At 44.8% G+C, this 17919-nt stretch carries 17 protein-coding genes and 1 tRNA gene; 8 read left to right on the top strand and 10 right to left on the bottom strand.

Going from position 1 to position 17919, the window contains the following annotated elements; genetic code table 11:
• Nucleotides 1–34: 34 nt before the first annotated feature.
• The 6 genes from E5342_RS12395 (at nucleotide 35) to E5342_RS20005 (ending at nucleotide 5497) form a co-directional block, all read left to right on the top strand.
• Nucleotides 35–1321 carry an MBL fold metallo-hydrolase gene (locus tag E5342_RS12395; RefSeq protein ID WP_135959484.1) on the top strand — a complete coding sequence of 429 codons (1287 nt, stop codon included), beginning with the start codon at nucleotides 35–37 and terminating at the stop codon, nucleotides 1319–1321.
• Between the two features lie 77 nt (nucleotides 1322–1398).
• Nucleotides 1399–2598, top strand: coding sequence for a pyridoxal phosphate-dependent aminotransferase (locus E5342_RS12400; protein ID WP_121735862.1), 1200 nt, complete (start codon nucleotides 1399–1401; stop codon nucleotides 2596–2598).
• Nucleotides 2599–3843, top strand: coding sequence for an ABC transporter permease (locus E5342_RS12405; protein WP_121735861.1), 1245 nt, complete (start codon nucleotides 2599–2601; stop codon nucleotides 3841–3843).
• 42 nt (nucleotides 3844–3885) lie between these two features.
• Nucleotides 3886–4401 carry a very short patch repair endonuclease gene (locus E5342_RS12410; RefSeq protein WP_121735934.1) on the top strand — a complete coding sequence of 172 codons (516 nt, stop codon included), beginning with the start codon at nucleotides 3886–3888 and terminating at the stop codon, nucleotides 4399–4401.
• 137 nt (nucleotides 4402–4538) lie between these two features.
• Nucleotides 4539–4961, top strand: coding sequence for an Abi family protein (locus E5342_RS20355; RefSeq protein WP_168354483.1), 423 nt, complete (start codon nucleotides 4539–4541; stop codon nucleotides 4959–4961).
• A gap of 410 nt (nucleotides 4962–5371) precedes the next feature.
• Complete coding sequence (locus E5342_RS20005) at nucleotides 5372–5497, top strand: hypothetical protein (protein WP_262887995.1); 126 nt, start codon at nucleotides 5372–5374, stop codon at nucleotides 5495–5497.
• 111 nt (nucleotides 5498–5608) lie between these two features.
• Here E5342_RS20005 and E5342_RS12420 read toward each other — a convergent pair whose 3' ends face one another.
• The 8 genes from E5342_RS12420 to hisH all read right to left on the bottom strand — a co-directional run bounded on the left by E5342_RS12420 (nucleotide 5609) and on the right by hisH (nucleotide 12870).
• Nucleotides 5609–6769, bottom strand: a complete 1161-nt coding sequence (locus E5342_RS12420) for a glycosyltransferase family 2 protein (RefSeq protein ID WP_121735859.1) — start codon at nucleotides 6767–6769, stop codon at nucleotides 5609–5611.
• Nucleotides 6770–6890: 121 nt separating this feature from the next.
• Nucleotides 6891–8048: a diaminopimelate decarboxylase gene (lysA, locus tag E5342_RS12425; RefSeq protein WP_121735858.1), complete on the bottom strand. Its 1158-nt coding sequence runs from the start codon at nucleotides 8046–8048 to the stop codon at nucleotides 6891–6893.
• 62 nt (nucleotides 8049–8110) lie between these two features.
• Nucleotides 8111–9427, bottom strand: coding sequence for an aspartate kinase (locus E5342_RS12430; protein WP_121735857.1), 1317 nt, complete (start codon nucleotides 9425–9427; stop codon nucleotides 8111–8113).
• Between the two features lie 66 nt (nucleotides 9428–9493).
• Nucleotides 9494–10171: a cell division ATP-binding protein FtsE gene (locus E5342_RS12435; protein ID WP_121735856.1), complete on the bottom strand. Its 678-nt coding sequence runs from the start codon at nucleotides 10169–10171 to the stop codon at nucleotides 9494–9496.
• Nucleotides 10172–10179: 8 nt separating this feature from the next.
• A complete protein-coding gene (gene hisIE / locus E5342_RS12440; protein ID WP_236651344.1) occupies nucleotides 10180–10776 on the bottom strand; it encodes a bifunctional phosphoribosyl-AMP cyclohydrolase/phosphoribosyl-ATP diphosphatase HisIE in 597 nt (198 codons plus the stop codon).
• A 14-nt stretch (nucleotides 10777–10790) separates the two neighbouring features.
• The gene (hisF, locus tag E5342_RS12445) at nucleotides 10791–11546 is read right to left on the bottom strand and encodes an imidazole glycerol phosphate synthase subunit HisF (protein WP_121735854.1); all 756 of its coding nucleotides are present in this window, start codon (nucleotides 11544–11546) and stop codon (nucleotides 10791–10793) included.
• Between the two features lie 17 nt (nucleotides 11547–11563).
• On the bottom strand, nucleotides 11564–12283 hold the full coding sequence (hisA, locus tag E5342_RS12450) for a 1-(5-phosphoribosyl)-5-[(5-phosphoribosylamino)methylideneamino]imidazole-4-carboxamide isomerase (protein ID WP_135959486.1): 720 nt from the start codon (nucleotides 12281–12283) through the stop codon (nucleotides 11564–11566).
• On the bottom strand, nucleotides 12280–12870 hold the full coding sequence (gene hisH, locus E5342_RS12455) for an imidazole glycerol phosphate synthase subunit HisH (RefSeq protein WP_135959487.1): 591 nt from the start codon (nucleotides 12868–12870) through the stop codon (nucleotides 12280–12282). The genes hisA and hisH overlap by 4 nt, the downstream gene beginning before the upstream one ends.
• Before the next feature lie 268 nt (nucleotides 12871–13138).
• Here hisH and E5342_RS12460 point away from each other — a divergent pair.
• Nucleotides 13139–13212, top strand: a tRNA-Asp gene (locus E5342_RS12460).
• A 679-nt stretch (nucleotides 13213–13891) separates the two neighbouring features.
• On the opposite strand, the gene E5342_RS12470 is transcribed toward E5342_RS12460, so the two are convergent.
• Complete coding sequence (locus E5342_RS12470; protein ID WP_121735851.1) at nucleotides 13892–15061, bottom strand: esterase; 1170 nt, start codon at nucleotides 15059–15061, stop codon at nucleotides 13892–13894.
• 347 nt (nucleotides 15062–15408) lie between these two features.
• Here E5342_RS12470 and E5342_RS12475 point away from each other — a divergent pair, with 347 nt between their 5' ends.
• Nucleotides 15409–16791: an OmpP1/FadL family transporter gene (locus E5342_RS12475; protein ID WP_121737329.1), complete on the top strand. Its 1383-nt coding sequence runs from the start codon at nucleotides 15409–15411 to the stop codon at nucleotides 16789–16791.
• A 254-nt stretch (nucleotides 16792–17045) separates the two neighbouring features.
• On the opposite strand, the gene E5342_RS12480 is transcribed toward E5342_RS12475, so the two are convergent.
• Nucleotides 17046–17789 (bottom strand): HAD family hydrolase, encoded by a 744-nt coding sequence (locus tag E5342_RS12480; protein WP_121737328.1) that lies wholly within the window; start codon nucleotides 17787–17789, stop codon nucleotides 17046–17048.
• Nucleotides 17790–17919: the final 130 nt, after the last annotated feature.

The following is a 17919-nucleotide window of genomic DNA, read 5'->3' on the forward strand; positions in this document are numbered from 1 at the left end:
TTGTGGGTAGGCTAATATTAATATCGGTTTTTGAATGATGGATAGAAGAGGTTTTTTGAAGAATGCTACGCTTGTGAGCGCTGCTTGTTTGATGGATTTCAGGGAGGCTTTGGCGTGGGGCGCTAAGGATGCTGAAGTAGGAAAAGCATGGAAAGGATGGAAAAAGGGGCAGTTCCAGATTCATCTGATTTATACCGGGGTGTCGGAATCGATGTTCTTGATTTTCCCCGACGGTACAACGATGCTGCTTGATTGTGGTGATCATAATGCTATTGGGCGCGGTAAATTGGCTGTGCCGGTGCTTCCCAATCCCGATCGGCATGCCGGGGAGTGGATCTCTCGTTATGTCTTGAGAGTGAACCCCCAGAAGGATTATGTGGATTACATGATGTTGACGCACTATCACTCAGATCATGGTGGCAACAATAAATTCTACGCTCGTAAGGAGACGAGAGACGGTAAGGATTACTACCTGAGCGGATTCTCTCAGGCTGCCGAGTACCTTACGTTTGGTAAGGCTTTTGACCGTTGCTGGCCCGACTACAACGATCCTCTTCCTTTGACCCAGGAGGCAGCCGATGCTTTTGAGCACATGAAGGATTTTTACGACTATATGTTGGCTCATAAGAAGATGGAGATTGAGAAGTTCCGTCTTGGCGAAACCAACCAGATCGCCTTGAAGAAAGACGCTACGGCATATCCGGGATTCTCGGTAAGAAATATCTGTGCCAACGGCCGCATTGCCGATAAGGAGGGGAATATACGTGACCTCTATGCGGAGCGCAAGAAATCCAATCCGGTTAAGTTCAGTGAAAACGGGATGAGCCTGGGTGTGATCTTTACCTACGGTGATTTCAAGTTTTATACGGCGGGAGACTTCTCGGATGGCTGGGAGTTGCCTAATGGAAAGAGATTCGAGATAGAGGATGCGATAGCCGACGTGGTTGAGCCGGTGAGTGTGGCGAAAATCAATCATCACGGACACAAGTCAATGACTGATAAGCTCGTGGCTGCGTTGCGTCCGCGTGTAGTTGTCAACAACGTGTGGGATCAGCTTCATACGCTGCCCTCGGTCATGGAGCGTTTTTATAACCGGAATCTTTATCCCGGCGAGCGCATCGTGTGTCCTTCCGTGTTTCCTGCGGAGCGTCGTGCCGAGGATGCCGGACAGCCGTGGCTTGATATACTTAACCCCTCGTCGTTTGATGCCGGTCATGTGATTGTCAATGTCGAGGAGGGAGGCAAGGACTATTCGGTTACTTACCTCACTGCCGATGATGAGTCGATGACTGTAAAGAGCGTGATGCGGTTCAAGTCATAAACGGCTTGAATTTGGTGTCAACTGTCAACTAAAATACCTATCTTTGCCATTCAAAAACGAATAAATATAGAATAATAATGCCCAACATCTCACAAAGAGGAGTCGAAATGCCTGCTTCCCCGATCCGGAAGCTGGCTCCATTGGCCGATGCGGCCAAACAGAGAGGAGTTCATGTGTATCACCTGAATATCGGTCAGCCCGACCTTCCCACTCCGCGAGCGGCACTCGACGCGATCCGCAACGTCGATCGTACGGTGTTGGAATATAGCCCTAGTCAGGGATATCGCAGTTATCGCGAGAAGTTGGTTGGATATTATAAAAAGTATGATATCAATCTTATGGCTGACGATATTATCATCACTACCGGCGGTTCGGAGGCTGTATTGTTTGCCTTCTTGAGTTGCTTGAATCCGGGTGATGAGATTATCGTACCGGAACCTGCTTATGCCAATTATATGGCATTCGCTATCTCGGCAGGAGCCGTGATACGGACTGTGACGACTACGATAGAGGAGGGATTTTCTCTTCCGAAAGTAGAGAAATTCGAGGAGTTGATCAATGAGCGTACCAAAGCGATCCTTATCTGTAACCCGAACAATCCTACCGGTTATTTGTATACACGTCGCGAGATGAATCAAATCCGGGATATCGTAAAGAAATATGATCTTTATCTTTTCTCGGATGAGGTGTACCGAGAGTTTATCTATACCGGTTCTCCGTATATCTCGGCTTGTCATCTGGAAGGTATCGAGCAGAACGTGGTATTGATCGATTCTGTCTCCAAACGCTATTCGGAATGTGGTATCCGTATTGGTGCGTTGATTACGAAAAATGCTGAAGTGCGTAGTGCCGTCATGAAATTCTGCCAAGCTCGCTTAAGCCCGCCTTTGATCGGACAGATCGCTGCCGAGGCCTCTTTGGATGCTTCCGAGGAGTATGCCCGTGAGACTTATGACGAGTATGTGGAACGGCGTAAATGTTTGATCGATGGCTTGAACCGTATTCCCGGCGTTTATTCTCCCATACCGATGGGCGCTTTTTATACGGTGGCTAAACTTCCGGTGGATGATGCCGATAAGTTCTGCGCTTGGTGTCTGGAAGAGTTCGAATACGAGGGTCAGACGGTCATGATGGCACCGGCATCGGGTTTTTACACGACACCGGGACTTGGCAAGAATGAGGTTCGTATGGCCTATGTTTTGAAAAAGGAAGACCTTGTGAAAGCTTTGATGGTGTTATCAAAAGCGTTGGACGCTTATCCGGGAAGAACGTTATAAATGAATTTAGAGCTATTTATCGCCAAAAAGATACATTTCGGCAAGGAGGGGGATCGTGAGGTTACTCCTCCTGCTGTTCGTATTGCCATGATCGGGATCGCCTTGGGATTGGCGGTGATGATCCTCTCGGTAGCGATCGTGATAGGCTTTAAGAAAGAGGTCCGGAACAAGGTGATCGGTTTCGGCTCGCATATTCAGATCACGAATTTCGATAGTAATTCTTCCTATGAATCGCAGCCGATAGCGGTTAGCGATACTTTATTGAATGTGCTCGATGCATTCCCGGGGATTCGTCATGTCGAGAAATTTGCGACGAAGCTCGGCATCTTGAAGACAGACCAAGATTTTCAAGGGATTGTCTTGAAAGGCGTGGATACGGATTATGACTGGACTTTCTTCAAGGATAATTTAAAAGAAGGCGAGATCTTTACGATCCGGCCGGATAAGAACTCTACGGATGTTATTATTTCCAAGTATTTGTCAGATCTGCTAGGACTAAAGGTAGGGGATTCTTTCCTGACTTATTTTGTGCAAGATGACGTGCGTGCCCGTAAGTTCACGATCACGGGGATTTATGAGACAGGCTTCCTTGATTATGACAAGATGTTCGTAATCGCTGATATTAAGCAGATACGTCGTTTGAACGGTTGGGATAAAGATCAAGTAAGCGGACTGGAGTTGCAGGTGGACGACTATGATCGTTTGGACCAAATAGCCGAGGATATTTATTTCGATCTGACGGAACGGCAAGACCGAAATGGCAATACGTTTTACGCCCGCTCGATCAAGGAGTTGAACCCGATGATCTTTAATTGGTTGGATGTGCTGGACATCAATGTGGTGGTTATCTTGGCGCTGATGCTTTCGGTTGCGGGGTTTACCATGATCTCCGGATTATTGATTATCATCTTGGAGCGTACCAATATGATCGGAATCTTAAAAGCCTTAGGGCAAAATAATAACAGTATCCGGAAGATCTTCTTGTACGTTTCTTTCTTCTTGATCGGGAAAGGAATGCTTTGGGGGAACATGATCGGGATAGCCCTTTGTCTGATTCAATCCTATTTCCATGTGATCAAGTTGGACCCTTCCATTTATTATTTAGACGCCGTGCCGGTTGATCTTAACGTATTCTCCCTGCTTCTTTTAAATATAGGAACGCTTGTCGCTTCCATGCTGATGATGTTAGGCCCTTCTTATCTGATTACGAAGATTGATCCGGCCAAGAGTATCCGTTTTGAATAAAAGCCGTATCTTTGGCCTACGTTTTTGCATAGCCGGGTTGATATGACAGATTTGATCTCTAAAGAAAAGCGTAGCTACATCATGTCTATGATTAAGGGCAAGAATACGAAGCCTGAGATCATAGTCCGTAAATACTTGTTTCATTGCGGCTTCCGATTCCGTGTGAATGTAAAGCGCCTGCCCGGTACCCCTGATATCGTATTGCGCAAATATAAGACGGCTATCTTCGTGAACGGCTGCTTCTGGCATGGGCATGAAGGTTGCCCGGAGTTTCGTCCTCCCCGTACCCGGGTAGAGTGGTGGACTGAGAAACTAAACCGGAATAAAGCCCGGGATGCCCGTGTGCGTGAGGAATTACGGGCGATGGGTTGGAATACGATGGTGATCTGGGAATGTCAACTGAAACCCAAAGAACGCCAAGCGACTTTGGAGAATGTCGTCCGCCTGTTGGAAAAGACGTATGTGGAGTCTACCTATCATGCGAAGTTTACCCCGGCCTATCCGCTTTTAGAGGAAGAGGAACTTCCTCAAGTAGCGGAAGATCGGGAGTCGTATTAAACTTCCTCCATACGTTTCAGTTCGTATCCTTGGATTCAAAGGTAATCCATTCTACCCGAAGAAACAACGGAAAGGGGAGGACTGTTTGGGCAGTACTACTTACCTGTTTAGAGAAGATATATTTCGGAGGCACTTCGTTGGAGGTTACATCTTTCGGTACGTTATCCAAATTGTTTTGCAATCTAAGCGATAACCGTGTCAAGAAACAAATAACCCGACAATATAATCTGCCACAGCATCAGGTCTTAGAAAGTTGGGTAAAGTGTATTGTTATTCTTCGGAATTGTCTTGCTCGCCATGCCCGAATATGGAATCGTCGTTTCCCTCAAATGTCCCAGATGGCATCTTTAAGGTTAAGAGGTGCATGGATTGATTGTTCTCGGATTCGTCCAAATAAACTTTATGCTCAATTATGTTGCCTTGCTTATTTGCAAGATAGCATACACCCTGATAATGACTTTAAGAATCAGATTAAAAGTTTGTTAAACGAGTATTCTCAAATCAATCTACATAATATGGGCTTCCCTGCTGATTGGGAAAGCGAACCTTTGTGGAGATAGTTGTTTACCATACATTGATGTAAATGGACGAAGTGTTCTTGCTTTTTAGGTTTTGCTGGCTATTTGATCTTTTAAGGGCTGGTATCGTGACACGGATCTTTTGAAACGAGCACGAAATAGCGAGTAAAAGAAGGGGAGAAGTGGTCGTTTCGGCTCAAAAACGGCTGCTTTTATGCGGAAAAGTCACTGTTTGGGGACTTGAAATCCTGCCGTTGGGCATTGTAAACCGACAAGGATTGGATCGTAAACCCACTTGAATGGGCATCGTAACCTGCTTACTTCCCCATCGAAAGCCCGTCGAATCGCCCGAAGGTGCTTGTTAAGGGCACTTAGGCGACTGTTTTTTCGCTAGAACGAAAGGTCGTTTTTCAATATATTCTTAAGGATGAGTGAATTAAATATATTTTAACGTGGATTTGGAAGCGACCTGTACCTTTGCCCGGAAAAAGCAATTCTCCTTGAGTTTGGATTTCAATTTGTCAAAAGGAAAGCGGGTGGATGTCAAGAGCGGGAGGGAAGAAAAGACAACTCGGTAAGCGGGCTGAAAACTACTTAGTAAGTAGACACTCCCTTTACTTAGTAAGTAGATGTTGCCCTATTTAGGGAGTAGATGTCGCTCTGCTTAGTAAGTTGTTTTTCGTCTCTTCCTAATTCTCCAGCCGGAACGTATAATCCTTCCTGCTTCTGAAAAGCCGGTAAATACGGACATATCCATTGAACAGGGGTTGAATAAACTCCAACAGGAATAACCAACCGGTAGTCGGGTTTTGCTGAAGCATTCGGGCTGATTTGCTGAAAACGATTGCTTTGATAATAAAACGTATCAAATATAATAATACGGCGATCAAGGAGATTAGCCAGTTACCCTGTAATCCGATCATAACCGTAGCGATAACCGATACTTGGAAAAGGAAGAAACAAGTGGATTCAAGATGATAGAATGTCAAGGCGCTTTTTTTGTAATATCGTTGAGTAGCAGCACGGGACACCTTCATCTCTTTCCAAATTCCAAAACGTTCGATTTGATCCATTTCCGTTAGGCTGTCCGAGGTATAGATTACTTTCGTATTTTCTTTGGTCGAGGCTTCGTTGATGAATAAGTCATCGTCGCCTGCGTGCAGGTTCAAGGATTGGTAATAGCCTTTATGCTTGAAGAATAACTCTTTGCGATACGATAAATTCCGTCCGTTTCCGGTATATGGGTAATGGGAGAGGGCGGAAGATAGATAGCGTAAACCCGTTAACAAGTTATCATAGGCGACCAACTTATGGAAGATTCCCTTATAATTACCATATTTACAGTAGCCTAGGACGATACTGGTCTCGGGTGTGTATTTGCCAACCATGGCGGATAGCCATTGGTCGGAGAGTGGCTGGCAATTCGCTTCGGTAAATAGAAGTATGTTATATCGGGCGGCTTTGGCTCCTAAAGTAAACGCTAGCTTGCGGCGGCTCAGATACCGGGCGTTCGATGGCATATAAGTATGATACAAATGTTTATACTCATTTTGAAAGAACTTTAGCGTATCATCGGTATCGTCGCTCGAGCCATCGTTGATAACGACTACCTGGTATTCAGGGTAATCTTGTGTAAGTAATGCAGGAAGATGTTTCTTGAGGTTCTCAGAGTCATTTTTAGCGTATATGATGATAGATACGGGGAGTTTATTACTTTCCAAGGTATCATCCGTTCGCCTTAACGCACGTAAAGGGCGACCATAAGCGATCAAATAATAAAGAGATAAGATAACGAACCCTATCAAGGAGATCCCCAAAAGGAAAAGCTCTGTAGTATTGAGTAGAAACATAATGATGTACCAATGTGATTAATATGCCAATATCATGAATGAGCCAATATAATTAATATGTCAATGTGCCAATAAACAACTCAAAGCATTTATATTGGCACATTGATCAATTGGCTCATTATTATATCGTATCGGAATAATAGGCTTTCGGTAAATGACGGCAGTTGTATTGGGAGGCCATGACCTCGCCATAAGCGCCGGCGGAACGAAGGGCGATTAAGTCGCTACGATGCGCCTTGTTCAACTCTACATCCTTGCCGAATACATCCGATGACTCGCAGATCGGACCTACTACATCGTAGGCCTCTACTGCCTCATCGCTGCTGATGTTCTCGATACGGTGATAGGCGTCGTACATAGCAGGGCGAATCAATTCAGTGAAACCTGCATCAAGGATAGCGAATTTTTTCGTCTCTCCTTCCTTGACATATAATACCTTAGCGATCAATGTACCGCATTGGGCGACGATCGAACGTCCCGGCTCAAAATGTACCTGTTGACCTGGACGTACTTGAAGTAGTTTATGAATAGCTGCGAAATAGTTATCAAAAGCCGGGATCGATAAATGATTCGGGTGATAGTAATCGATACCTAATCCACCTCCGAAGTTCAGGTTCTCTACTGTAATCCCATGAGCTTCCAATTCCTCCTGTATCTCGTTGAAACGGATTACCAAATTGCGGAAGCTAGACATATCCGTGATCTGTGAACCGATATGGCTATGGATACCGATCAACTTCACATTTTTCATCTCCTTTAATTTATCCAGTACGTCCCCTAATTGGCTCAGGTTGATACCGAATTTATTCTCCTTCATACCCGTTGTGATCTTGGCATGCGTATGGGCATCCACTTCTGGGTTGATACGAAGGGCGATAGAGGCCACTTTATGCTTAGCGGCCGCCAGCTCATTGATGATTGTCAGTTCAACGGCAGATTCTACGTTAAAGCAGAAAATATCATTGTCCAGTCCTAGATTGATCTCCCAGTCCGCTTTGCCCACACCGGCAAAGACAATTTTATCTGCAGGAAAACCGGCATCTAATGCCGCCTGTACCTCGCCACCACTTACGCAGTCAGCACCAAGGCCATTTGCCGCTATAATGGAAAGGATACGGGGATTGGCATTCGCTTTCACGGCATAATGCACGTGGTAACCATATTTCCCGGATTCGGTTTTTACTACGTCTAATGTGTCTTGTAATAGCTTGACATCATAATAATAAAAAGGCGTAGAAAGCTGCTTGAACTTTTCTACAGGAAATGTTCCTTTGAGCATATTATATGAAATTATATAAAGATAAATAAGGGCAGTCTGTAAAAGGCCGCCCTCGTTTGTTTTTATTTGTTGTTAAATAAATGATCGCTTAGAGCTTGCAGCGCTCTTTGCTTGTCTGATGCCTTAACCAGCAAGGAGACGTTGTAGTTGCTTCCTCCGTAGGAGATCATGCGGACTGGGACATCTTTCATGGCTTGTACGATACGAGCCTCGAAGCCGATGTTATCCCATTCCAGGTCGCCCACCACACAAACGATAACCATATCCTCATCTACGGTCACGGTTCCGTACTTCTTCAAATCGTCAACGATCTCTTCCAAATGCTTGCGGTTATCGATCGTAACGGAGACACCCACCTCGGAGGTCGTAACCATATCAATCGGAGTCTGGTAGTTCTCGAAAATCTCGAATACCTTACGCAAGAAACCTGTAGCTAGCAACATACGTCCGCTCTTGATCTTGATAGAGGTAATATTGTCTTTGGCGGCGACCGCTTTGATCTTTCCTTTTTCGATAGCGTTTGAGATCAATGTACCCGGAGCATCCGGTTGCATTGTATTTAGCAAACGGACCGGGATGTTATTCAATTTAGCCGGTAATATACAAGTCGGGTGAAGGATCTTGGCTCCGAAATAAGCTAATTCGGCTGCTTCCTCGAAATGCAATTGACGGACTGGAGATGTTCCCTGTACGATACGAGGGTCGTTATTGTGCATACCGTCGATGTCTGTCCAGATCTGGATCTCTTCCGCACCGATAGCCGCGCCGATCAAAGATGCGCTATAGTCGCTACCACCCCGTTGCAAGTTATCGATCTCGCCGTAAGCGTTGCGACAGATATAACCTTGCGTGATGTATAGGTCGGCGTCCTTATTATCAGCGAGTAATTTAACCAATTTCTCTTTGATATAGACAGGGTCCGGTTCTGCGTTCTTATCCGTACGCATATAATCCAAAGCCGGGATCAATACGGATTTCACGCCGCATTCGTTCAAATAAAGATTCATCATACCCGTAGATATCAACTCTCCTTGCGCCAAGACAACCTTTTCCTCGAATAAGGTAAACAGATCCTTCGTGAACGTACGGATATATTCGAAATGAGATTTTATCAGTTCTTTGGCCTTCTGTTTATATTCCTCGGTGCTGTATAGTTCCTCAACATGGCCCATGTATTTCATGGCAAGCTTGTTGATGATCTCATTCGCTCCGTCCGGGTTCTTTTTGTACAGGTAGTCGGAAATCTCGACTAACGAGTTGGTTGTACCCGACATGGCTGACAATACAACGATCTTACGGTCTCCCGTGATCAGTTTCGCTACATCTTTCATTCTCTGTGAAGATCCCACAGAAGTACCGCCAAACTTTAAAACTTTCATTTTCTTTTGTTCTATATTAAATTGTTTTCTTTTTCAATCGAATGCGACCGCAAAGTTACAAAAAAATTATTCTCTGACATCACTTAGACAGGCATTCTCGCATTTTACTATGCGGGCAGGATAATTATGCACGATCGTATAGTTATGCGTGGTCATAATCACCGCTGTTCCCTGCTGGCAGATGTCGTGTAAGAGTTGTACGATTTGTCCACTCGTCTCCGGGTCTAGGTTGCCGGTCGGTTCGTCTGCCAGTATCAACTTGGGATTGTTCAAGAGGGCACGGGCAATAACGATACGCTGTTGTTCCCCACCGGATAGCTCATGCGGCATTTTATAGCCTTTGTCTTGCATGCCTACCTGACGGAGCACGTTGTCTATCCGTTCCTTGATCTCGCTTTTCTTTTTCCATCCGGTGGCTTTCAGTACGAATTCCAGATTCTTGAAGACGGAACGGTCGGTCAACAATTGAAAATCTTGGAAGACGATGCCTAGTTTCCTACGCAAATAAGGGATATCCTTTCGCTTCATCTTGGTGAGATTGTAATCCATGATACGTGCCTCACCTTGCAGGATCGGTATCTCGCAATACAAGGACTTGAGCAGGCTGCTTTTACCGGAGCCTACCTTTCCGATCACATATACGAACTCCCCGTTACGAAGCGTGAGGCATGCATCGTGTAGTACTCTGTTTTCCTCACGGCATATCTCCACGTTCTCTAATTTGAGTAGAATATCTTCTTCCATGGAATTTATCAACCTTTATGTCTTTTCATTAATTCGCGGGCGAGGTCTTCCAGACGAAGTCCCTTGCTTGTCAATAATACGATTAAGTGATAAACCAAATCGGATGCCTCATAGATGAATCCGTCCTCGGTTCCGTTGGTCGCCTCAATAACGGTCTCTACCGCTTCTTCACCGACTTTCTGTGCCATGCGATTCACGCCTTTCTGGAATAAGGTCGTCGTATAGGAACCTTCCGGCATTTCTTGACGGCGACGTTCGATGAAGTTCTGCAAGTATTTCAAGAACATGATGTCCTCTACGTTTTTCTCGCCGAAACAAGTATCCGCTCCCGTATGACAAACCGGTCCGGCGGGAATCGCCTTGATCAATAAGGTATCATTGTCGCAATCTGCCGTGATGCTAACCACCTGCAACGTATTGCCGCTACTCTCTCCCTTCATCCACAAACGGTTTTTCGTGCGACTAAAGAATGTAACCTTACCCGTACTTACTGTCTCATCATAAGCTTCTTGGTTCATGAAGCCCAACATTAATACTTTGCTCGTGTTGTTGTCTTGTACGATAGCGGGGATTAATCCGCCCATTTTCTCGAAATCTAATTTCATCTTCATATAATGTGTTATATCCTTACATTGATCCCCTCGTCCTTGAGGTATTGCTTCAAGTCGCCAATCCGTATATCTCCGAAATGGAAAACGCTGGCCGCTAAAGCTGCGTCCGCCTTCCCGTTGGCGAATGTATCCCGGAAATGTTCCATCTTTCCCGCTCCACCGGAGGCGATGACCGGAATATGCAACGTCTCGGCCAAGGTAGCCAGAGCGTTGTTCGCATATCCGTCTTTTACGCCATCGTGTGTCATGCTAGTGAAAAGGATCTCGCCGGCACCACGGCTTTCCGCTTCCGAGGCCCATTGAAATAAATACTTATCTGTCGGGACACGTCCTCCGTTTAGGTAGCAAAGCCAGCCATTGTCCTCAAAATTAGCGTCGATAGCGACTACGCATACCTGACTGCCGAAGTTCTTGGCGATTTCCTCGATTAATGCAGGGTTCCGTAAAGCAGCCGAGTTGATCGAGACCTTATCAGCGCCAGCGCTAAGCAAACGATCCACGTCCTTCAACTCATTGATGCCTCCACCCACGGTAAAAGGGATGCTGATATGGGCCGCCACTTGCTTTACCAGTTCGGTGAAAGTCTTTCGCCCCTCGTGTGAGGCGGTAATATCCAAGTACACTAATTCGTCGGCCCCTTCACGACTGTACTGGGCTCCCAGTTCTACGGGGTCTCCAGCGTCGCGAAAGTTCACGAAGTTAATGCCTTTTACAGTCTTTCCATCCTTTATATCCAGACAGGGAACAATTCTCTTGGCTAGCATATATCTATTTTATTATTTCAAGTAAAACGAAGTAAATCTTTCAACTGGATCTTCCCCTCATAAATGGCCTTGCCAAAAATGACGGCGGGAATCCCAGCCTCAGATAATTTCTCAATGTCTTCGATCGAGCTTACGCCACCGCTTGCTATGATATAAAGAAAGGGGATCTCGTCCCGTATCTCTTTATATAAATCGATAGCCGGACCTTGAAGCATGCCATCCCGCGCGATATCCGTGCAGATCACCTTGGTAATCCCCTTGTCGTAGTATCCTTTGATAAAAGGACTCAGTTCTTCGCTGGTCGTTTCCTCCCAACCGCTGATGGCGATCTTCTTATCTTTGGCATCGGCCCCTAATATGATTTTCTCGCTACCGAACTTGTTGATCCAAGAGGTGAACATTTCCGGATTCTTCACGGCGATACTGCCTCCGGTTACCATCTGGGCGCCGCTTTCGAATGCGATCTCCAGATCATCCTCTTGCTTCAAGCCCCCTCCGAAATCGATGATCAAGGAAGTTCGGGTCGCTATCCGCTCAAGGATACGGTAGTTGATGATGCGTCCTTCGCGGGCTCCATCCAAATCTACCACATGCAAACGCCGGATGCCGTTACCCTCGAACATTTTGGCCACTTCCAGAGGATCTTCGTTGTAAACCTTCTTGGTCGCATAATCTCCTTGCGTCAACCGGACACATTTGCCTTCTATTATATCTATAGCGGGAATAAGCTCAATCATATCTTTAAAAAGTTTTTCAATATAACTTCTCCTACCGACCCGCTTTTTTCCGGATGGAACTGTGTGGCGTAGAAGTTGTCCTTATGTAATGCGGCACTGAACGGAAGGATGTAATCGGTCGTAGCCGCCGTGTATTCATTTACGGGTACATAATAACTATGTACGAAATAAACAAATTCCTTCTCCAATCGCTCATTGAATAGGTCGCTTTTAACGTTTGTCAAGGTATTCCAACCCATGTGAGGAACCTTGTCCTCATGCTTTCTCGGAATGAAACGTTTCACTTCCGTAGGGAAGATCCCCAAGCAATCAGCGTTTCCCTCCTCCGAACGCATGCACATCAATTGCATGCCGAGGCATATCCCGAGTATCGGTTGCTTAAGGTTCAAGATCACCTGATCCAACTTATGCTCCCTTAAATACTCCATGGTCGTGAAAGCTTCACCTACTCCGGGAAAGATCACCTTATCCGCTTTATTTAATAATTCCGGATCAGCCGTGATGACCGGGGTAACGCCCAACCGCTTCAAAGCGTAATCTACCGAGTAGATGTTTCCGGCATTATATTTAATAATGGCAACGTCCATTGTTGTTAAGCATTTATATTGAGTCGCAAAAGTAACAAATTATCATTACATAATTATGAATGGCGAATGAAAAGTTCCAAAATGAAATGTATTTGTGATAAACTGGTGTGATAGGAGGGGGGGAGTGGCGGCATAATTATGTGGCTTCTGAGGTCTCTCCAGATATTTTTGCTATCAAATATGATATTTTTTTGCGTCAGCTATTGCAGATTTAAAAATAATACTTACCTTTGCACCGCAATCGAGAGAGATAGCGATAAAAGAAAGAGGTTCGGTAGTTCAGCTGGTTAGAATACATGCCTGTCACGCATGGGGTCGCGGGTTCGAGTCCCGTCCGGACCGCTTTTAAAGAAAGAAAAATGAAGCTCTGTAATTTAGGTTACAGAGCTTTTTCTTTTTCCTTACGTATCAAGAATGACGACTCACCAATAAAACGCCATGTTTATAAGACACTCGCAAAAGCAGGGGAGGAGGACGACAATCTGTTTTGCGGTAGACTTCAACGATGTTGTAAGCGAAAATGCGATAACCTTAACGTTTTGATTGAAAATCCGGGATTATGATGACGAGGCATTTTTACGAATAGAAGAAATAGGGGATACTTTATGGTTAAATTACCCCTTTTGCCCTGTTTTTTTACATAAATATCTCTATTGGGAGGCAAAAGTAATGGGATTAGGCTACACTTCCCTATGTGTTTAGCTACGCTTCCGTATGTATTTAGCGATATATACAGTAGTAATTGGGTGCGCAACCTATGGAAATGGGCGATGCATCCGTATGAAAAGCCCATTTCTTCTGCATAAATATGAGATAGGACGAATTAATTTCGCTAGAATGAAAGGGTATATTTAAGCAAAGTGCTACAATACAATTGATTGCTGATATTTTTTCTCGTATTTGGTGATAGCATGTAGCTTTGCCCGGAAAAAATGATTCTCCGGGACTTCAGATTACATATTGTCAAATTGTCAATTTGGACGTGTTGCTTATCTTTCTCGTCTGATGGATCGCCAGCCTTTTATTTGAAAAGCATAGGAGCGAATTGGAGGAGATAAGACCGCCAATTGGCCCAGATATGCCCTCGGGTGGATTCTACGTACTGGTATTTCATACCTAGGCTATCCATTCGCTGGCGGAATTGTAGGTTTGCTTCGTATAAGAAATCGGTCTTTCCGATACCGATCCAGAACAATTGATAGCCGGATCTCTTGAGGTTTCCTAACTTCTCGTCGAGGTTCGTGTACATCGGGCTATTCGGGTCTACGCCATTTGCGCTGAGTCCGGCGGAGAAAAGTCCGATATAGTTAAAATAGTCCGGATAATTCAATGATATATATAATGTATGGAAACCGCCCATAGAAAGTCCGGCTATGGCTCGGTGTTGCTTATTCGGGATCGTACGGTAACGGGTATCGATGAAATGAATGATCTCGGTGAAACTCTTCTCGTACGAGCCATCCTTATAACCGGGGAAGCTGTTGCTCATGGCCGGCTTGTAATTCAGGTTATCCGGCGTTTCGCCGGGAGCGGCCTGCTTACTGGGGTTACCGTTTGGCATAACGACAAGCATTGGCTGTATCTTGCCTTCGGCTATTAAATTGTCCATGATACGGGCGGTACGGCCAAGTTCCAGCCAAGCGTTCTCATCGCCGCCACTGCCATGTAACAGGTACAGAACGGGATAGGACTGGATATTCTTATCGTAAAAAGGAGGCGTATAAACACTAAGTCTTCGTTCGCTCCCGAGGATATCCGAGTGATACCAAGTGGTTGTAACATTGCCATGAGGTACGTCATGTACTTGATAATAATCCCCATTTCCCCCGTTGACATAGAACAGGCTAAACAAGGTGCCTACGTCCCGACAAGAGAATGGGTTGTTTGGGGCGATATTGTAAATACCATCTATGTTTAAACGATAGGTGTACATTTCGGATGGCAGTGGGGGAGTCGTATAGCTCCATATTCCGTTTTTTCCTTTCGTCATCTGGCCATTGCCCTCGTTGGTTTCCCAGTCGCCTTTCACGGAGACAGACTTTGCTTTTGGGGCTTCTACGTTGAAGGTGACGCTATTGTCAGGGTTGATGACGAGTGGTTCTACCTTATCTGCCTTGAATCCTACGTTCTGTTGGGCAAAAGCCATGGATAGCGGCAGTAAGAGAGCCGCAAGTAATGCTAGTCTTTTCATTTTATCTATACAGTTTAAAGAATTAAGTTGTAAAGACAAATATACGATTTATTTCGGAAAAAATAGAAGTTATACTTACTAGGCTCTTGTAGTATATCTTCTTTGGTGAAATAGGTATATCTTCTTTAGTATTTGTTGTATATATTCTTTTCAGATCGGGATGATTCTTGTTGATTATAACGAATACCCGATTTCACGTTACTACTTTTGCGATCTTCTATTGTTAATTAGTCTTATGTGTTTGCACAGTATTCGCTGTTTTGTGCGGCACATTTTTATTAAAAGTGTGCAATATATGAAAAAAGTATTTATCTTTGCGACCGTTTTGTAATCAAGAAAAGTAAAACATGAAGAAAAAAGTAGTATTAGGTGCGGCATTGATGATGATGCCTTTGGTTTCTTTCGCTGGAGGATATTTGACGAATACGAATCAGCATGCAGCCTTTTTAAGGTCACTTTCGCGAGGTGCTGCAATTGATATAGACGGTGCTTTGTCAAACCCGGCAGGTCTTTCTTTTTTGCCGACAGACGGTTTCCGCATTGGTGTGAGTATCCAAAGTGCTTTCCAGACCCGGGATATCGATGCCTCTTTCAGTACATACAATGGTTTCGACCCAGTGAATAAGGTACCGACAGTGAGTGACGTTCCCTATAAAAAATATTACAAAGGAAAGGCTGCCGCTCCTGTGATTCCGAGTGTTTTTGCGGCTTACAAAAAAGGTGATTGGACTATCTCCGGTTTCTTTGCCATTACGGGTGGAGGTGGTAAGGCTTCGTTTGACGATGGCCTGCCAATGTTCGAATCGGCTGCTATGGCTGGTATCTTCCAGGAAAGTGTGGCGAACTATATAAAGACTGGCGGTCAAAGTCCCATCGTCACGCCGGATATGTATACTATTAACAGTGCGATGGACGGTCAGCAGTTTATTTATTCTTTGCAACTTGGTTTGGGATACAAGATCACGGATTGGCTTTCTGCTTTTGCCGGTGGCCGGATGAACTATTTTTCAGGAAACTATGACGGGTATCTGAATGCGAAACTCAAACAAAATCTAGGAGGATTGGAATTGATGGCATTGGCTTTGGATTGCGACCAGACAGGTTGGGGACTGACACCGGTTTTGGGAATCGATGTCAAATATGGTAAATTCAATTTCGGGGCTAAATATGAGTTTAAGACGAACCTGAACATCGAAAACAATACCAAGAAGTTGGATTATCCCGACAGTGCAGAAGGTTTGGTTGGCCCTTACAAGCATGGTGTGAATACGCCGAACGATATCCCTTCCATGCTTTCGGTAGCGGCCTCTTATCAGTTTTTGCCCATGTTGAAGGCTTCTGTGGAGTATCACTTCTTCGATGATAAGAAGGCGGGAATGGCTGGTGAAAAACAGAAAGAACTGGAAAGAGGTACGAATGAGTATCTGTTTGGTATAGAGTGGGATATTGTCAAGAGATTGACCATTAGTGGTGGCGCTCAGATTACAGATTATGGTTTATCTGATAATTTCCAAAGTGATGTTAGTTTCTCCTGCGATTCTTATTCGCTGGGCTTTGGTGCAAAAGTGATGTTGAGCGAAAAAATGGCTTTGAACGTGGGATATATGTGGACAACTTACCACGATTATACCAAGAAGATGGGCAACTACTGCGGCACGGGACTTCCTGGGCAGAATGTGTATAGCCGCACCAACAAGGTGTTCGGATTAAGTTTGGACTACGCTTTCTAAGCTTGAAAATATTCGTATCATCCTGAAAAAGGAAGCTGCCTGTCGTGCGGTTTCCTTTTTTTGATTCATGGGTAAGCGGACTTATGAGCCTATGCTTTACGGCTCATAACACAGGTTTTAGTCGCTGTAAAGCATAGCTAGGTCTGGCACAAAAAAGAGGCTGTCACACTTTTGAACTGTACCCCAAAAGTTTTATGTCCAATTTTTTGGGTGCAGTTCATTTCGGACACCTTCTTTTAGGCTCGTATTTCATATCAAGGTAATTTCAAAGATTGGGAAAGCTCTATAATTTGTTTCCATTCTTTAGCCAAACTAACCATATCTGGATATAGGAGATCCGCTCCGGCATCTAATAATACTTGATTGGGGAGAGGTCCGGTGTTTACTGCTATTGTAAAGATATTGGCTGCCACGGCAGCTTCTACTCCCATGGGAGCGTTCTCTACTACAAAAGCTTCGTTAGGCTTCGCATCTGCTTTTTGAAGTCCCATTAAATAAGGTTCGGGATGGGGCTTACCGTATTTTACGTCGAAAGCTGTAACCATTTTTTCCCGGTTGAAATGTCCCGGATAGGTATGGTTTAACTTATCGATCAAGCTATGCTGGCCGGAACCGGTCACGACCAATCGTTGCAGTTGGGATGCTTCCACTTCTTTTAGCACCTCTGCGGCACCGGTCATAGGGGCACCGTCATTATAGGTATTGAATAGATCCGCTTTCTCTTTATAGATCGTTTGTTTCTCCTCGGCGGTAGCGTCTCGTTGGAACGTGCGTTGATATAGCTCGTTGATCGTACTTTCCCCGGTACGTCCTTCAAACATATAAAAGTCTTCCGGCCGAGAGGTTAGCTGATGGAGGGTGGCTACCTCATACCATGCTTGTGCATGAAAACGCATAGAGTCATATAATACACCATCCATATCAAAAAGAACAGCTTTAGGAGAAAGGGATTCCTGCCTATGCTTACGGAGATATTGGATAATCGCTTCTTGAATCATGTTATTATCTTCTTAAAACCAATACAAAGGTACGTAATAAATTGGAATTAACGGAAATGGGGGATTAGATATGATCATTGATGTCCCATTAAAATCGGAAAGAGTACTTTGAAATTGTTGAAATTTAGTT

The organism is Parabacteroides distasonis, from assembly GCF_004793765.1.
GTDB classification, from domain to species: domain Bacteria; phylum Bacteroidota; class Bacteroidia; order Bacteroidales; family Tannerellaceae; genus Parabacteroides; species Parabacteroides distasonis_A.